Source organism: Bacteroides sp. AR29 (genome assembly GCF_900217715.1).
Classification (GTDB): domain Bacteria; phylum Bacteroidota; class Bacteroidia; order Bacteroidales; family Bacteroidaceae; genus Bacteroides; species Bacteroides uniformis.
In genome coordinates, this window is sequence record NZ_OBMS01000002.1 from 305,596 (window position 1) to 321,954 (window position 16,359).

The window sequence follows — 16,359 nt, forward strand, 5'->3', positions numbered from 1 at the left end:
CCAATCGTAAATTGTAAATAGTCAAATTGTAAATGCCGTGATGATAGAAGAATTGCCGGATGATATAGATAATGATGAGCTGGACGACGTAGAGCCGGTGGGTGACGAGGCGCAACTCTATGAACACTTCCGTGTGGTGGTGGACAAGGGGCAGGAGATGATGCGGGTGGACAAGTATCTGTTCGACCGCTTGACGAACTCCTCGCGCAATCGCATCCAGAAGGCTGCCGATGCAGGCTTCGTGATGGCGAACGGCAAGGCTGTGAAAAGTAGCTATAAGGTGAAGCCGATGGATGTAATCACTGTGATGATGGACCGTCCACGCTATGAGAATGAAGTCATCCCCGAAGACATCCCCCTTGATATAGTATATGAGGACAAGTATCTGATGGTAGTGAACAAACCTGCCGGTCTGGTGGTGCACCCCGGTCATGGCAACTATCACGGTACGCTTGTCAACGCCATAGCCTGGCATATGAAGGATAATCCCGATTATGATGCCAATGACCCGCATGTGGGACTGGTGCACCGCATCGACAAGGACACCTCCGGCCTGCTGGTGATAGCCAAGACTCCGGATGCCAAGACGAATCTCGGCAACCAGTTCTTCAACAAGACGACAAAACGCCGTTACCGGGCGCTGGTCTGGGGAAATGTAGAGCAGGATGAAGGGACCGTTGTCGGCAATATCGGTCGTAATCCCAGAGACCGCATGCAGATGACCGTCCTCCCCGACGACCAGGGAAAGCATGCCGTCACCCATTACCGGGTGCTCGAACGTTTGGGATACGTCACACTGGTGGAATGTATCCTTGAAACGGGACGCACCCATCAAATCCGTGTGCACATGAAGCACATCGGACACATACTTTTCAACGACGAACGTTACGGTGGACACGAAATCCTGAAAGGAACCCACTTCGCTAAATACAAACAATTTGTAAACAACTGCTTCGACACTTGTCCGCGGCAGGCATTGCATGCCATGACGCTGGGGTTTGTGCATCCCGTCACCGGAGAAGAAATGTACTTCACTTCGGAATTGCCCGATGACATGACCCGGCTGATAGACAAATGGAGAGGCTATATCAGTAACAGAGAATTAGAATGAAACGCACGATTGCTATTGTAGCCGGAGGAGATACCTCCGAATTCCACGTCTCCCTGCGTAGTGCACAGGGGATTTACTCCTTCATCGACAAGGAGAAGTATACCTTATATATTGTAGAAATGCACGGACTGGACTGGCATGTACAGCTGCCCGACGGCGCTAAGACTCCGGTAGACCGCAATGACTTCAGCTTCGTGCTGGATGGCGAGAAAGTGACATTCGACTTTGCCTATATCACCATCCACGGAACTCCGGGTGAGGACGGCCGTCTGCAGGGCTATTTTGATATGCTCCACATCCCTTATTCGTGTTGCGGAGTACTGGCAGCGTCGCTCACGTACGATAAGTTTGCCTGCAACCAGTATCTGAAAGGTTTCGGTGTGCGCATTGCCGAATCGTTGTTGCTGCGCGGCGGACAGTCGGTAACGGATGAAGATGTGATGGAGAAAATCGGTCTGCCTTGCTTCATTAAGCCCAGCTTGGGAGGTTCCAGCTTCGGCGTGACCAAGGTGACGGCGAAAGAGCAGATACAACCTGCCATAGCCAAGGCATTTGCGGAAGCGCAGGAAGTACTGGTGGAGGCCTTTATGGACGGAACCGAGATTACCTGCGGCTGTTACAAAACAAAAGACAAGTCCGTAGTGTTCCCCATTACGGAGGTGGTGAGCCACAACGAGTACTTCGATTATGAAGCTAAGTATAATGGTGCGTCTGACGAGATTACTCCCGCCCGCATCTCGGACGATTTGACCCGCCGGGTGCAGACGCTGACTTCTGCCATTTATGATATACTCGGGGCCTACGGCATTATCCGTGTGGACTATATCATTACCGAAGGGGAAAAAATCAATCTGCTGGAGGTGAATACCACCCCCGGAATGACTGCCACCAGCTTTATTCCCCAGCAGGTTCGTGCTGCCGGAATGGAGATGAAGGATGTAATGACAGATATTATAGAAAACAAGTTTAAGGATTAATCATTATTCATTATGAATGCGAACGTGGAATTTGATGAAATCCGTCCTTATCATGATGAGGAACTTCCTCAAGTCTATGAGGAACTGATTGCCGATGCGGCGTTCCGGCAGGCAGTGGATACTGTGATGCCTGGTGTACCTTTTGAAGTCTGGTCGCAGAAAATGCGCGCGTGTAAAACCAAGCTGGAATTTCAGAAGACCTTCTGCTATGGGCTTCTGTGGAAATTGGCGAAGGAGGCTACGGATGGATTGACTTTGGACCATACCGCGTTGCCGGCAGACAAGTCGGCGGCGTATACCTATATCTCCAATCATCGCGACATTATTCTCGATTCCGGTTTCTTGTCCATTCTTTTGGTAGACCAGGGTATGGATACGGTAGAGATAGCCATTGGCGACAACCTGCTTGTCTATCCGTGGATTAAGAAATTCGTGCGTGTCAACAAGTCCTTCATCGTGCTGCGTGCGTTGACCATGCGCCAGATGCTGGAGGCTTCCGCACGCATGTCCCGCTATATGCATTATACCATCAGTGAGAAGAAACAGTCTATCTGGATTGCACAACGTGAAGGGCGTGCCAAGGATTCCAACGACCGCACGCAGGACAGTGTGCTGAAGATGCTGGCAATAGGCGGTGAAGGCGACGTCATTGACCGCTTAATGGAAATGAATATAGCTCCGCTTGCCATTTCCTATGAATACGACCCTTGCGACTTCCTGAAAGCGCAGGAGTTCCAACTGAAACGGGACATTGAAGGCTATAAGAAAACGACGGCTGACGACTTGCTGAATATGCAGACCGGACTGTTCGGCTATAAAGGGCGGGTACATTTCCAGACGGGTGCCTGCATGAATGATGAATTGGCGAAGATGGACCGTTCACTTCCGAAGCCCGAACTCTTTGCACGCATGTCTGCACTGATAGACAAACGCATTCATGCCAGCTACCGGATGTATCCCAATAATTATGTGGCACACGACCTTCTCGAGGGGAAGGAGGATTTTTCCGACCATTACACTGCCGAGGATAAGCAGCGTTTCACGGCCTATATAGAACAACAATTGGAGCGTATCTCCATTCCTAATAAGGACGTGGACTTTCTGCGCGGAAAAATGCTGCTGATGTATGCCAACCCGTTGAAGAATTATCTGGCGGCTATAAAAGAATGAATACATGAAGAAGTACTGTGATTGGTGGCTTTTGCCTTTATTGGCCTGTCTGTTGGCTGGTTGTGGCGATGATGATTATCATTATCCTTCCGTGAAGCTGGAATTCTTGACTGCCTTTTCGGGGGCTGACGGCTATCTGCGGTCTGTTGTGACGGATGAAGGGGAAACCTTGCCGGTAGTGGAGGACAAGACAAAGACGAACATAGAGGCAAACGCTTCGGTACGTGTCATCAGTAATTATGCTTCGGAGGTAACTGCCGATGGAACTGCCGGTGCGGTGCTGTATGCCTTGAGCGGTGTTCTTTCTGTCGCTCCCAAAACGGCCGACAAGTTCGAGGAGGGCGTCAAGACAGACCCTACTGATGTGCTGGGTATCTGGATGGGACTCGACTATCTCAATATGACACTGATAGTCAAGGAGAATGGTGAACATAAGTTCCATTTTATTGAGGATGAAGTGATTGTGGATACTGCTACCGGGTGTAGTGAAGTATATCTGACGCTGTATCATGACGCAAAGGAGGAGGTGGTGTCTTATACCAGGCGTGCCTACGCTTCCGTACCTTTGCGGCAGTATGCGGCAGAGGATATACAGAAGGTTATGGTTCATTTCAGTGTGCACACTTATTCCGGTGACATCAAGACTTACGATTTTGTTTATAACCCTGACTAAAATGAAATATTCGATGAAGACATTGTTCGCGGGCCTTTGCCTCGTTTTTACCACCCTCTTTTCCTGCCAGCAGAAGGAGGGACAGTTCAAGTCTGTTTCGGTAGATGACTTTTCCACATTGATAGCCAATCCGGAGGTGCAGCTTCTGGATGTGCGTACTGTTGCCGAATACTCGGAAGGACACGTGCCCCATAGTATCAATATCAATGTGCTGGATGAGTCGTTTGAAACGATGGCCGACTCCACTTTGCAGAAGGACAAACCGGTTGCTGTATATTGTCGCAGTGGTAAACGCAGTAAAAAGGCCGCTGCCATACTGAGCAAAAAAGGATATATAATCTATGACCTTGACAAAGGTTTCATCGGTTGGGAAGAAGCGGGCAAGGAAGTGGAAAAGTAATAGCGGTGCAGCTGAAATGCATTTGCTATAACTTCTTTTTAGGCGCGGATTACGCGGATTTCACGGAAAAATTTAAGAAAAGAATCCGCGTTTTCCGCGTAATCCGCGCCTAAAAAGAATAAAGTAGTCTTGTTCTCTGGTTAGAGGCTTTCAAGCAGTCTCTTCAGCACCACTGTTGCTGAAATCTCCCGGTTGGCCGCTTCGGGGATTACGATGGACTGCGAGCTTTCTATCACATCATCCGTCACAATCATGTTGCGTCGAACCGGCAGGCAGTGCATGAAGTAGGCATTGTTGGTAACGGCCATCTGGCGCTCGCCTACTGTCCAGGCGCGGTCTTTGCTCAATATTTGTCCATAGTTGTCGCCCGTATAGGCCGCCCAGTTCTTGGCATAGACAAAATCGGCTCCTTCAAAAGCTTTCATCTGGTCATATTCTACGTGGGCATTTCCTACGAACTTGGGGTCGAGTTCATAACCTTCGGGATGTGTAATCACAAAGTCATAATCAGTTGCATTCATCCATTCGGCAAAGGAGTTGGGGACAGCCTGGGGCAATGGACGCGGATGTGGAGCCCATGTCATCACTACTTTGGGGCGTGCCGTCTTCTTATATTCCTCAATGGTTATCAGGTCGGCAAAACTCTGCAGCGGATGGCGTGTGGCAGCCTCCATGGAGAATACCGGCCGGCCGGAATGCTTGATGAACTGCTCCAGTATCACTTCGTTGTAATCGTCTTCCTTATTTTCGAAGCGTGCAAAAGAACGTACGCCGATGACGTCGCAATAGCAGCCCATCACGGGAATGGCTTCCAGTAAGTGTTCCGGTTTGTCACCGTCCATGATGACACCACGCTCTGTCTCCAGTTTCCAGGCTCCCTGGTTGATGTCCAGTACAATTACGTTCATGCCCAGATTCAATGCAGCCTTCTGTGTACTGAGGCGGGTACGCAGGCTGGAGTTGAAGAAAATCATCATCAGCGTTTTGTTACGTCCCAGTTCCACATATTTGAAACGGTCTTTTTTAATCTCGAATGCTTCGTCCAGTGCAGACTTCAGGTTACCGATGTCCTGCACGCAAGTAAAGTTCTTCATATTTACAGTCTTTTTAGTGTATCTATATCTTTGTTATTCGGCTGTCAAGGTCTGGTCTGTCCGGAACCTTCGACAATCCATTTGTATGTGGTGATTTCTTCCAGAGCCATCGGACCGCGGGCGTGTAGCTTCTGGGTGCTGATGCCAATCTCGGCACCGAGTCCGAATTGTGCGCCGTCGGTGAAAGAGGTCGGTGCATTGACGTATACGCAAGCGGCGTCCACTTCCCGGCAGAACCATTCGGCACGTGTCTTGTCGTCCGTAATGATGCATTCGCTATGTTTGGAACCGTACTTCCGGATATGTGCCAATGCTTCCTGGAAAGAATTCACGGTTTTAATGGCCATCTTGTAGTCCAGGAACTCTCTGCCGTAGCAGTCTTCAGTGGCAAGTCTCAACAGCTCGACGGGATATTTGTCACGCAGACTGTGGTAGGCGGGTTCATCGGCAAATATCTCTACATTGCTTGATTGCAGCGGCAGGCATAGGTCGGGCAAATTAGCCAGGCTGTCGGCTTCGATAATCAGGCAATCCAAAGCGTTGCATACACTGACCCGGCGTGTCTTTGCATTGGCAATGATAGATGGACCTATGCTTATATCGCCATAGCGGTCGAAGAACGTATGGCATACGCCGGCACCTGTCTCTATAACCGGTACTGTGGCATTCTGGCGTACGAAGTTTATCAGGCTGCTGCTGCCGCGCGGAATTATCAAATCTACATAATCGTTGGCATGCAGTAGTTCGGCAGTCGCCTCTCTGTCGGCAGGAAGCAGTTCCACGATATGTGTATCTACGTTGAAATGCTCCAGTACCTCGTGTATCACGCTGATTATGGCACGGTTGGAATAGTCTGCATCGCTTCCGCCTTTCAGAATACAGGCATTGCCGCTTTTAAGGCAGAGTGAGAATACATCGAAACTGACGTTGGGACGGGCTTCGTAGATAATGCCTATGACACCGAAAGGTACACTGACCCTTTTTATCTTCAATCCGTTGGGTAATACGTTCTCTTTAAGGACTTTTCCCAAAGGAGAAGGGAGGGCGGCTACGTTGCGGATGTCCGCAGCGATGTCCTGCAAACGGCTTTTTGTCAGTTTCAGGCGGTCGTATTTAGGGTCGGTAGAAGGCATACGCTCCAAATCCTTCTGGTTTTCACTCAGAATGAAGTCTGTTTTGTTTATGGCAGCGTCTGCAACAGCCAGTAATATTTGGTTGATTTCTTTGTCGCTCAACGCTAGCATGTTACGGCTGGCATCTTGTACGGCGACAAAAGTTTTGTTTAAGTTCATTTTCTTACTGAGTATAGAGTGATAAATATGCAAGTATGAATATCGTGGATAGTATCCGTCTGTGTCCTATTCTATATATAGGTAGTCGTAGTGCACTACGGGTTTCTTTCCATGTTTTCCCATTGTTTCCCGTGCCTGGCTGGAGTCACAGTTGGCTTTTCCCACACCGATGGGTTTACCGCCGAAGTCGATAATCCGTACGATGTCGTCCTTCTCGAACTCGCCTATAACGTCAGTGATGCCTACCGGTAGGATGCTTACTGCTTTGTCCGAGAAGAGCAGTTCGGTGGCACAATGATTGATGTGCAGTTCGCCTTTGGCAAACCCTTCGCTGTGCGCAATCCATTTCTTGATGCTCGATACCGGTTCCGGAGACGGAATGAAACGGGTATAGTTTAATTCTTCATTATTCATTATTTTCACAAGGATGTTGTCCCGCTTCCCGTTGGCTATGATTACTGTGATGCCCTCATCCGCCACTTTGCGGGCAATGTTGGTTTTTGTCAGCATGCCGCCGCGTCCGAAGCTGGACTTGGAAGTTTGTATGTAGGAGGAGAGGTCTTTGCCTTGTTCTATTTCACGGATGACTTGAGACTCCGGGTCGGCGGGTGAACCGTTGTAGATACCGTCTATATTGCTGAGAATGATTAGTGCCTGGGCATCCATCATGGAGGCTATCAGGCCGGACAGCTCATCGTTGTCGGTGAACATCAGTTCGCTCACGGAGATGGTGTCGTTCTCATTGACAATAGGAATGACGCCGTTCTCCAGCATTACGGTCATACAGTTTTTCTGGTTGAGGTAATGGCGGCGGGTGGAAAAGTTCTCTTTCATTGTGAGCACTTGTCCCACGGGGATGCCATGCTCCCGGAACAGCTCGTAGTAGCGGTTGATGAGTTTGGCCTGCCCTACAGCGGAAAAGAGCTGGCGCTGGTCTACGCTGTCCAACTTCTTGGTGGGGCGCACTTCACTACGTCCCGAAGCAACGGCTCCGGAAGAAACAAGTATTATTTCTATGCCGGCCTTGTGCAGCTCGGCTATCTGGTCCACCAAAGCGGACATGCGGGTGACGTCGAGAGTGCCGTCACGACGTGTCAAAACATTGCTGCCTACCTTGACAGCAATTCTATTGAAATCAATCTCCATTTTCTCTCTTTTCGTATTCACGGACTACTTCCATGGCGGCTTCGTAGTCCTTCTCATTGACGAGAACGGAAACATCTACCGCAGTGGCAGGCAGTACAACGTTTACTACCATTCCGTCTTTTGTTACAGCTTCAATATCACTATTTCCCAGCAGGCTCTTTACGAGTTCTGCTTCCCACGGTGAACCGGTGAACACCTCAACGAGTTTGCTTTTGTCTTCTTCTTTCATGATGGTATGAATTTAGAGGTTTCTGTCTTACAAATATAACAAATGTTTTTGTTTTAATGTTTAATGCTGACGAATTTATAGTTCAATCCTCTCAACTCTTATCGATTCATTCAGGAAAGTAGAAGCCGATTCTGTGAATTTCTCCTCCGATTCCGTGGTGCGGTAGACGCATCTTCCACCTTTGGTACATTTTTTGTCCATTTCCGGATGGCGGTGAAGATAGTCTTTCAGGCTGTCTGCTACCAGTTCCCCCTGGGTGACGGTCGTGATGCCGTCGGGCATGTATTGCTGTATCTTGGGCAGCAGCAACGGGAAGTGCGTGCAGCCCAGAATGACGGTGTCTATCTGCGTGTCTTTGGCCAGCAGGTTGTCGATGTTCTTGCGTATGAAGTAGTCGGTACCCTCACCTTGTGCCTCGTTGTTTTCTACGAGGGATACCCATAGAGGGCAGGCTTCACCGCTCACTTTGATGTCGGGGAAGAGTTTATGCACTTCCAGCGGATAGGATTCAGACTTGATGGTTCCTGCCGTGGCAAGCACTCCCACATGGCGGCTTTGGGTAATGTTCCCTATGCATTCTACGGTTGGGCGAATTACTCCCAACACACGGCGCATAGGGTCGAGGCGAGGCAAATCATTCATTTGTATGTTGCGCAGAGCTTTTGCCGAAGCTGTATTGCATGCCAGAATGACGAGGTGACAACCCATCTCGAACAGTTTGGTGACTGCCTGCAAGGTGAACTCATAGACAATCTCGAACGAGCGGGTTCCGTAAGGCGCGCGCGCGTTGTCGCCCAGATAAATGTAATCATATTGGGGAAGGGCTTCCCGTATCTTGCTCAGGATGGTCAGTCCGCCATATCCGGAATCGAATATTCCGATGGGACCGGCTGCAGAAGGTAATGTCTGTTTCATGCTTTCTAAAGACTATGTACCATGCAAAGATAATGCAAATTTCTCAGTAATGTATAAAAAATAAGCGCGGATAAAACTATCCGCGCTTGCTCTATCATAGATAATTCTATTATTTAATGCCCAATTGCGTTTTAACTTTGGCAGTTACATCAACGCTCTGTGCTCCTACGAATGGTATCGGGGTACGGGCCAAGTCGAAGATATAGACCACGCCTTCAGCCTTGCCGACAGCTTGGATAGCTTCGTCCAGTTTCTTATAGATAGGAGCCATAGCATCCTGCTGTGCTTTCTGCATACTTTGATAAGCTTCTTGTTGGAATTGTTCTTGGCGTTGGGCCATATCGTTTAATTCTTTCTGGCGTCTTTCAGCGATGTTTTTGGGCAAAGAATCTTGTTGAACAAGATATTCCTGATACTTCTTTTGGAATTCTTCGTTAGTGCGCTGCATTTCATCCTGATATTTCTTAGACATAGCATCAAGGTCAGCTTGAGCTTTGGTAAATTCAGGCATAACAGTGATTACTTCCTGAGAATTCATGTGAGCGAATTTAGCTTGCGCCATAGCTCCCAGCGGGAGGGCGAACATAACTACGAGTAGTGCGATTTTTTTAAGCATAATGTTTATTATTTATTTGAATGATTATTCGTCGGGGACAAATATAGCGCAAACTGAACGCAATACAAAATAAGCAAGCTTATTTTTAATCCTGAATGCAGTCTATATTCTGAAACAAATGTATGAAATTAATTTGAATATCCCAGTTTTGCAAGTACTTCATTGCTGACGTCAATACTCGGCGAGGCAAAAATGATACTTGATGCGGAAGCACGGTCTACAACTACCGCATATCCGTTCTGTGTCGCAATTTCCTTTACAGCATTGTATATTTCATCTTGAATGGGTTGCATCAGACTTTCACGTTTTTTATACAGTTCGCCTTCCGGACCGAAGTATTTGCGGCGCAGTTCGGCTGCTGATTTCTCTTTAGCGACAATCTCTTCTTCCTTTTTACCTCTCTGTGTTTCAGAAAGGGAGGCAATCTGAGACTGATAGTTCTTGTACAGAGTCTTGGCTTCTTCGGAAATCTTTTCGACTTCACTCTGCCATTGTCTGGAGGCTTGCTCCAGTTGTTCATTGGCACGTTCGTAGGCAGGAATATTTTCCAGGATATATTCCATGTCAATCAAGGCGAACTTCTGTGCATTGGCTGTTATACTTACTGCAAACAGTGTAAAAAGGATCAATAAACTCTTCTTCATAACGATACTGCATTAATTGTCAATTATCAATTGTCCATTGCTTAGAATTCCTGTCCCAGGATGAAGTGGAACTGGCTGCCGCCATATTGCGAGGAACCCATTATTTTGTCGAAACCGTAAGCCCAGTCGATACCCATCATACCAATCATCGGGAGGAAGATGCGGACACCGACACCGGCTGAACGTTTCAATTCGAACGGGTTGAACTTATTGACATCATGCCATGCATTACCGGCTTCCACAAACGTTAACGCATAAATACTGGTACTTGTTTCGAGCATCAAAGGATATCTTAATTCCAGTCCGAGACGTGTATAGGCATAACCTTCAGAACCGTATGGAGTCAATGAGCTGTTCTCATAACCACGGAGGGCGATACTTTCTGTAGCATAGCTGGAGTAGCCGGTCATACCGTCACCACCCACGTCAAACGTTTCGAACGGAGACTTTTTGTATTTGTTGTAGTGTCCCAGCAAACCGAATTCTACACGTCCCATCAGCACCGGAGTACGTTTGACGGTAATCGGGTCCATCAACGGGATGTAGACTTTGGATTTGAATTTCCACTTGTGGTATTCAATCCACTTGTGCATCTTGTTCATGTCTTCCTGGCTGCTGGTGCTGTACTTGCTGTAATCGGTACCGTCGAACAGAGAGAAAGGCGGTGTGATTTGTGCAGACAACGAGAACTCGGAACCTTGGCGCGGATAAATCGGGTTGTCGATAGAGCTACGGGACAAGGTCAGGTTGAGGCTGAGGTTATTACACTTACCGTTGGTAACCGGGAAGTACTGCCAGTCACTCAGAACATAACGTTGGTAAGACAACTCGGCTGTGAACTGGAAGTAGTCATCCGGCCACTTCAAACGCTTACCGAACATCACTGCAAGACCATACATCTGGATAGATTTGTCCGGGTCGTAATAATTCTCGTAGTTGTTGTAATTGCCGTAGTTGTACATACCGTAGCCATACATACCGCTATAATAGCTGTTGTAATAGCTGTTCATGTAGGCTGAATTGTAATAACGGCTACTGATGTCGGTCTGGCGAGAATAGAAAGCCGATACGGAGAATGCATTCGGGCGTTTACCGCCAAACCACGGGTCGTAGAATGAAACGCTGTATGACTGATAGTATTTGGCATTGGTCTGGCCGCTGATGGTCAATGTCTGACCATCACCTTGCGGGAGGATACCGCGGTAGTTCTCACCCGGATGCAGCAGGTTGGACAGAGAGAAGTTGGTGAACTTCAGACTTAACTTACCGATAATACCTGTTTGTCCCCAACCGGCGGAGAACTCTACCTGGTCGTTGGCTTTGGATACAAGGTCATAACCGATGTCTACCGTGCCGTCTTCTGGTCTCGGCTGGATGTCGGGCTGGATTTGTTCGGGGTCGAAGTGTCCCATCTGCTGGATTTCACGCATGGAACGCATCAGGTCTTCACGGCTGAAGAGTTCGCCCGGACGGGTACGGAGTTCACGGCGTACTACGTTTTCATACAAACGGTCGTTACCGTTGATGCTGACTTTATTGATGGTAGCCTGGCGACCTTCGTAGATACGCATTTCCAGGTCGATGGAGTCGCCCACGATGTTTACTTCCACCGGTTCGAGGCTGTAGAACAGATAACCGTTGTTGTAGTAAAGGTTACCGATGGCATCGTCATCGGTCATTGTACGCTCTTCAAGTAACTTTTGGTTGTAGACATCACCCTTCTTCATCTGGAGGAGGAAGTTCAGTTGTTCGGAAGGATACAGTGTGTTACCTACCCAGGTTACATTGCGGAGATAGTATTTCTGTCCTTCCTCAATCTGCATGAAGATGTCTACCGTGCGGTCATCGTAGGGCTTGATACTGTCTGTCACGATGATGGCGTCACGATAACCCAGTTCGTTGTATTTGTCGATAATCAGCTGTTTGTCCGCTTCGTAGTTGTCCTCAATGAATTTCTTGGTGCGGAACAGATTGAGCAGCTTGCCCTTTTCGTTTGTTTTCTTCATCACACGCTTCAGCTTCTTGGTCGTGAGGGCCTCGTTGCCTACAATGGTGATTTGATGTACTTTCACTTTCTCCTTCTTGTCGATGTCGATGTTGACAATCACTTCATTCTTCTTTTCCGGATCATCACGTTGGGTGATGATTACATCTGCATTCTTGAAGCCCTTGTCGTCAAAATAGCGCTTTATCAAGGTCTTGGCGCGGTCCACCAGATTAGGTGTAATCTGACCGCCCTTTATCATGCCGATTCTGCTTTCCAGGTCTTCACGCTCTGACTTCTTCACACCGTTGTAGCGTATGTCGGAAACACGCGGACGCATGGTCAGATGAATGGTCAGCCAAATTTGGTCGCCTTCAATCTTGTCTGCTGTAATTTCCACGTCAGAGAACAGACCGTGGCGCCAGTAGCGCTTACAAGCTTGTGTAATCTCGTCACCCGGCACGGTGATAGTCTGCCCTTTGGATAGTCCGGACAATCCGACAATTACATAATCCTCATAGTTCTGGGCTCCTTCGACCTTAATGTCGGCTATTTCATACTTCTTGGGTGTTCCCGAATAGAGTATAACCGGCTTTTCGGTTTCATCGGTGTTGTTTACGTCCTGTGCTGCTGTTGTCAGTGCGCAGCCGAAAAGGCAGACAAACGTTACGAGTATGGAGAAAATACGATAGTGCATCTTTTTATTTACTATTTTACAATTTACTATTTACTATTTGTGTGTCCGGTGATTAATTGATTTGCTCGCTGGTCTTGCCGAACCTGCGTTCGCGTTTCTGATAGTCACATATGGCTTTGCGTAATTCTTCTTCACGGAAGTCGGGCCAATAGGTATCACAGAAATAAAGTTCCGAATAGGCGCATTGCCAGAGCATGTAGTTACTAAGGCGGAGCTCTCCTCCGGTACGTATCAGCAGGTCGGGGTCGGGCATGAAGTGGGTTGTCAGATGACGGGATATGAGCTCACTGTCGATTTGTTCGGGTTTCAGCTCACCTTTCTGTACCAGGTCGGCTATTTGCCGGGCAGCTTCCGTTATTTCCCAGCGGGAAGAGTAGCTCAATGCCAGTACCAGGCACATTCCCGTGTTGTGGGAGGTGTGTGCCACGCAAGTGTTGAGCCGTTGCTGTACGTTGGCAGGCAGTTTTTCAATATCTCCTATTACCCGGAAACTGATATTGTTCTTCATGAACGTCTCTTCCTCTATGGAGTCGAAGAGCAATCCCATCAAGGCGGCTACCTCGTCCGACGGACGATTCCAGTTCTCGGTAGAGAACGTATATAAAGTAAGGTATCTGACTCCTAATTTAGCGGCTTCCTCTGCAATGACGTGCACAGTCTCTGCGCCGGCCTGATGTCCATAGCTGCGTTCGTGTCCACGCTGCTTGGCCCACCGTCCGTTACCGTCCATGATAATCGCCACGTGCTGGGGTATCCGGTTTAGATCGATTTCTTCCTTATATGACATCATTATTATTGTATTTCGAAGCCCAATCTGTTAAGACGTCCGCGCCATACCTCATTCTTGGTGCCGTTGCCGCCGAATATCACCCAAATGAAGTCCCGTTTGTCTGCCGGGTCCACAGTTTTGTCTTTCGTCGGTTCCACTATAATGGAGTACGCGCCTTTCCCTTTGAATTCCTGGGGTAGCAGGAATTTGGTTTCTGTCTTGCTCCACGCAATGCCTGTGATGGAGTTGTAGATGGCGTCAAGTTCTCCTCCAAAGCAATAGAACATGTCGCCATAGTACATAATGGCAGGGTTGACCATGCCGGGACAAGATGTGTCGTACACCGTGTTAGCCAGGCTTGCCCAGCCTTTGCCGTCCAATGAGAACCAGGGTATTGTCTCTTGTTCGTTGGCCAGCGGCATTCCTGCCAGAACCACCTTCTCTACACCATTGCCGGTATTGGTCTGGGTGGTGGATATGTTTTCGGTAGGGAATCCTGCCGGGACTTCCTCAAGGGTAAGGTTGTCAGCCGTGTTTTCCGTTTCCCAATTCTTTCCGTCTTTACAGATGTTGAAATATTGCTTTCCGTTGATTTCCACAATACCCGAGAGCCGGTCAGAGAAACCATTGATGAGGACTATGACATTGTCTCCCAATGTAGTGACTTCTGTCCAGGCGCCGCCGTTGGTAGAGCTGAATACTCTTTTGCTTTCTGTAACCATATAAAGCGCATTGTTATACTCTACGGCAGATGTCAGCTTTACGTCTGAGGGGAGGTTGCTGACATTGACTTTACTCCAGTTGTATTTATCGGGCGCAGTCGATGTCTTGTAAGCAGTACTGTTGGAAGTGTAGACAAATAGTTCGTCTCCCAGTACAACCGCTTTTTGCTGACCTAAATTGATGGTATTGGAGAATATATTCCCCCTTTTCTGCATGTCTGTCCATACGAGTGAGTCCGGGTCTTGCAGGTGTACATTAACTTTCAATTTATATTCGCGGACTGTAACACCGTCGGCGGCATGTGCTTTGAACAGCATGCCGGCATCGTTGTTCATGGCGGGTCTCAAATCCACGGAGTCCGACATGACGAATACCGTGTCGGTAGGCGAGCCTGAAGTTATCCAACCGGTAACGGTCATAGTATCAATCAGAATACGGTCAATGATGGTATCTGAACCTACGGGCAATGAATCTCTGTTATAGATGAGTCTATTGAGCTGGTCAATTGTAAATTTGTAATGTTTGCCATGTATGGTATCGATACCAAAAGCATGTATAGTAGCATCGGAGCTGAATTCATAATTGTCGTCAGAGTCAAGGCATGAACTTAGAGCAAATGACACAATAAGAAAACTCACAATTACTGATAGAAACTTTATTCTCATTTTGAAAGTTAGTGTTTATTTACAAGTTGCAAAAATAGGAACATTTTTTTCTATAAACAGCTTTACGGGGAAGTTTTATATAAAATTATAGATAATATCCCCCTTTTTCTCGATAAAAAAGCCCTGAAATGAGGCTATTGACTGTTTCTTGAGGCCGTATAATGGCGAAAACTCCTGCCGAAAGAATACTCTGTTGCAAATGGATATCCGTCACTGATTTCGGGTGCTTTGACGCCGGAATGAAGAAGGTGCGGAGCTTCTTCCACAAAGATTTCGTCCCACAATCCGGCATCAATGAAGGATTGGAGCGTTTGGCTGCCACCCTCTACCAAAAGGGATTGTAATCCGCGTGTATACAGCATTTCCATGATTTCGGGGAGTATATTCTGCTGGTAGTCGCTGACTGGCAGATATTCTACATTCGGTAGCGGAGCGTGCGGGATTTCTGTAAAAACGAGGGTCGGCACGCTACCGTCAAATAGGTGAAGGCTGGGGGATAGCTTTTGTTGCCGGTCCAGCACGATACGTACCGGTGAACGACCATACCAATGGCGGACATTCAGGCCGGGATTGTCCAGTTCAGCCGTACGGGTACCTACTAATATGGCACTGTGCTCTGCCCGTTTCTTGTGTACCAGCATCGAAGTCAGCGGGCTGGAGAGGATAACCGGTTTACCGTCCGTGCGGGAGTAATCGATATATCTGTCAGAAGATTCCGCCCATTTTAGGGTGATGTAGGGGCGTCGCAAAGTATGGAAAGTGATGAACCTGCGGATGAGCTGCCGACATTCTGTTTCCAGCACTCCGACAATAACTTCACGTCCGGCATCCTTCAGTTTCTGTATGCCTCGGCCCGCAACCTTAGAAAAAGGGTCCCGGCACCCGATGACGATGCGTGGAATCTGCTTCTCGATGATGAGGTCTGCACAAGGAGGAGTTTTGCCATAGTGCGAACACGGTTCCAGGCTGACATAGATGGTGGAACGTTTCAGCAGGGACGTGTCTTTCACGGAACGGATGGCGTTGACCTCGGCGTGGGCTTCTCCACAGCGCACATGGTATCCCTCGCCTATGATTTTCCCGTCACATACTATTACCGCTCCCACCATCGGGTTGGGTGCTGTATTGCAAAGTCCGTTTTGTGCCAGTTGGATGCATCGCAGCATATATTTCTCTTCTTCTGAATTCATATCCTTGCTTGTCTTTTGGTTGAATAATCAAAATTAATGATTACTTTTGCAGCCCGAATAAAAC

At 48.1% G+C, this 16,359-nt stretch carries 16 protein-coding genes; 5 read left to right on the top strand and 11 right to left on the bottom strand.

The window, feature by feature from the left end; all coding sequences use genetic code 11:
• The first annotated feature begins 40 nt into the window (after nt 1-40).
• The 5 genes from CSD97_RS01055 to CSD97_RS01075 are packed head-to-tail and all read left to right on the top strand — an operon-like array spanning nt 41 to nt 4,331.
• Nucleotides 41-1,111 carry an RluA family pseudouridine synthase gene (locus CSD97_RS01055; protein WP_005834741.1) on the top strand — a complete coding sequence of 357 codons (1,071 nt, stop codon included), beginning with the start codon at nt 41-43 and terminating at the stop codon, nt 1,109-1,111.
• Nucleotides 1,108-2,088 (top strand): D-alanine--D-alanine ligase, encoded by a 981-nt coding sequence (locus CSD97_RS01060; protein ID WP_005825166.1) that lies wholly within the window; start codon nt 1,108-1,110, stop codon nt 2,086-2,088. Before CSD97_RS01055 ends, CSD97_RS01060 begins: the two co-directional genes overlap by 4 nt.
• A 12-nt stretch (nt 2,089-2,100) precedes the next feature.
• Nucleotides 2,101-3,258: a hypothetical protein gene (locus CSD97_RS01065; RefSeq protein ID WP_005825164.1), complete on the top strand. Its 1,158-nt coding sequence runs from the start codon at nt 2,101-2,103 to the stop codon at nt 3,256-3,258.
• A gap of 4 nt (nt 3,259-3,262) precedes the next feature.
• A complete protein-coding gene (locus CSD97_RS01070) occupies nt 3,263-3,931 on the top strand; it encodes a NigD-like C-terminal domain-containing protein (RefSeq protein WP_098031848.1) in 669 nt (222 codons plus the stop codon).
• 13 nt (nt 3,932-3,944) lie between these two features.
• Nucleotides 3,945-4,331 carry a rhodanese-like domain-containing protein gene (locus CSD97_RS01075; RefSeq protein WP_008662859.1) on the top strand — a complete coding sequence of 129 codons (387 nt, stop codon included), beginning with the start codon at nt 3,945-3,947 and terminating at the stop codon, nt 4,329-4,331.
• 140 nt (nt 4,332-4,471) lie between these two features.
• On the opposite strand, the gene CSD97_RS01080 is transcribed toward CSD97_RS01075, so the two are convergent.
• From CSD97_RS01080 to ribD, 11 genes are all read right to left on the bottom strand, one after another.
• Nucleotides 4,472-5,425: an acetylornithine carbamoyltransferase gene (locus CSD97_RS01080; RefSeq protein ID WP_098031849.1), complete on the bottom strand. Its 954-nt coding sequence runs from the start codon at nt 5,423-5,425 to the stop codon at nt 4,472-4,474.
• Nucleotides 5,426-5,469: 44 nt separating this feature from the next.
• On the bottom strand, nt 5,470-6,717 hold the full coding sequence (locus CSD97_RS01085) for a glutamate-5-semialdehyde dehydrogenase (RefSeq protein ID WP_005825156.1): 1,248 nt from the start codon (nt 6,715-6,717) through the stop codon (nt 5,470-5,472).
• 66 nt (nt 6,718-6,783) lie between these two features.
• Nucleotides 6,784-7,863: a glutamate 5-kinase gene (gene proB, locus CSD97_RS01090; protein ID WP_035449862.1), complete on the bottom strand. Its 1,080-nt coding sequence runs from the start codon at nt 7,861-7,863 to the stop codon at nt 6,784-6,786.
• The gene (locus CSD97_RS01095; protein ID WP_005825154.1) at nt 7,853-8,092 is read right to left on the bottom strand and encodes a DUF2007-related protein; all 240 of its coding nucleotides are present in this window, start codon (nt 8,090-8,092) and stop codon (nt 7,853-7,855) included. Before CSD97_RS01095 ends, proB begins: the two co-directional genes overlap by 11 nt.
• 75 nt (nt 8,093-8,167) lie before the next feature.
• Nucleotides 8,168-9,007 carry a glutamate racemase gene (murI, locus tag CSD97_RS01100; RefSeq protein WP_016272511.1) on the bottom strand — a complete coding sequence of 280 codons (840 nt, stop codon included), beginning with the start codon at nt 9,005-9,007 and terminating at the stop codon, nt 8,168-8,170.
• 109 nt (nt 9,008-9,116) lie between these two features.
• Nucleotides 9,117-9,623, bottom strand: a complete 507-nt coding sequence (locus CSD97_RS01105; RefSeq protein ID WP_098031850.1) for an OmpH family outer membrane protein — start codon at nt 9,621-9,623, stop codon at nt 9,117-9,119.
• A gap of 128 nt (nt 9,624-9,751) precedes the next feature.
• Complete coding sequence (locus CSD97_RS01110; protein ID WP_044468779.1) at nt 9,752-10,267, bottom strand: OmpH family outer membrane protein; 516 nt, start codon at nt 10,265-10,267, stop codon at nt 9,752-9,754.
• A 41-nt stretch (nt 10,268-10,308) separates the two neighbouring features.
• Nucleotides 10,309-12,948 (bottom strand): outer membrane protein assembly factor BamA, encoded by a 2,640-nt coding sequence (gene bamA / locus CSD97_RS01115; RefSeq protein ID WP_005825149.1) that lies wholly within the window; start codon nt 12,946-12,948, stop codon nt 10,309-10,311.
• A 52-nt stretch (nt 12,949-13,000) separates the two neighbouring features.
• Nucleotides 13,001-13,735 carry an isoprenyl transferase gene (locus CSD97_RS01120; RefSeq protein ID WP_005834753.1) on the bottom strand — a complete coding sequence of 245 codons (735 nt, stop codon included), beginning with the start codon at nt 13,733-13,735 and terminating at the stop codon, nt 13,001-13,003.
• 5 nt (nt 13,736-13,740) lie between these two features.
• Entirely contained in the window at nt 13,741-15,105 is a 1,365-nt protein-coding gene (locus CSD97_RS01125; protein WP_009037775.1) for a DUF6242 domain-containing protein, read from the bottom strand.
• 134 nt (nt 15,106-15,239) lie between these two features.
• A complete protein-coding gene (ribD, locus tag CSD97_RS01130; protein WP_098031851.1) occupies nt 15,240-16,295 on the bottom strand; it encodes a bifunctional diaminohydroxyphosphoribosylaminopyrimidine deaminase/5-amino-6-(5-phosphoribosylamino)uracil reductase RibD in 1,056 nt (351 codons plus the stop codon).
• Nucleotides 16,296-16,359: the final 64 nt, after the last annotated feature.

Excerpts from the sequence above, each read along its gene's own strand:
- CSD97_RS01085 (WP_005825156.1), bottom strand. The coding sequence starts at position 6,717 with ATGAACTTAAACAAAACTTTTGTCGCCGTACAAGATGCCAGCCGTAAC.
- CSD97_RS01095 (WP_005825154.1), bottom strand. The coding sequence starts at position 8,092 with ATGAAAGAAGAAGACAAAAGCAAACTCGTTGAGGTGTTCACCGGTTCA.
- CSD97_RS01120 (WP_005834753.1), bottom strand. The coding sequence starts at position 13,735 with ATGTCATATAAGGAAGAAATCGATCTAAACCGGATACCCCAGCACGTG.
- CSD97_RS01105 (WP_098031850.1), bottom strand. The coding sequence starts at position 9,623 with ATGCTTAAAAAAATCGCACTACTCGTAGTTATGTTCGCCCTCCCGCTG.
- murI (WP_016272511.1), bottom strand. The coding sequence starts at position 9,007 with ATGAAACAGACATTACCTTCTGCAGCCGGTCCCATCGGAATATTCGAT.
- CSD97_RS01075 (WP_008662859.1), top strand. The coding sequence starts at position 3,945 with ATGAAGACATTGTTCGCGGGCCTTTGCCTCGTTTTTACCACCCTCTTT.
- CSD97_RS01070 (WP_098031848.1), top strand. The coding sequence starts at position 3,263 with ATGAAGAAGTACTGTGATTGGTGGCTTTTGCCTTTATTGGCCTGTCTG.
- proB (WP_035449862.1), bottom strand. The coding sequence starts at position 7,863 with ATGGAGATTGATTTCAATAGAATTGCTGTCAAGGTAGGCAGCAATGTT.
- CSD97_RS01060 (WP_005825166.1), top strand. The coding sequence starts at position 1,108 with ATGAAACGCACGATTGCTATTGTAGCCGGAGGAGATACCTCCGAATTC.
- bamA (WP_005825149.1), bottom strand. The coding sequence starts at position 12,948 with ATGCACTATCGTATTTTCTCCATACTCGTAACGTTTGTCTGCCTTTTC.
- CSD97_RS01080 (WP_098031849.1), bottom strand. The coding sequence starts at position 5,425 with ATGAAGAACTTTACTTGCGTGCAGGACATCGGTAACCTGAAGTCTGCA.
- CSD97_RS01055 (WP_005834741.1), top strand. The coding sequence starts at position 41 with ATGATAGAAGAATTGCCGGATGATATAGATAATGATGAGCTGGACGAC.
- CSD97_RS01125 (WP_009037775.1), bottom strand. The coding sequence starts at position 15,105 with ATGAGAATAAAGTTTCTATCAGTAATTGTGAGTTTTCTTATTGTGTCA.
- CSD97_RS01065 (WP_005825164.1), top strand. The coding sequence starts at position 2,101 with ATGAATGCGAACGTGGAATTTGATGAAATCCGTCCTTATCATGATGAG.
- ribD (WP_098031851.1), bottom strand. The coding sequence starts at position 16,295 with ATGAATTCAGAAGAAGAGAAATATATGCTGCGATGCATCCAACTGGCA.
- CSD97_RS01110 (WP_044468779.1), bottom strand. The coding sequence starts at position 10,267 with ATGAAGAAGAGTTTATTGATCCTTTTTACACTGTTTGCAGTAAGTATA.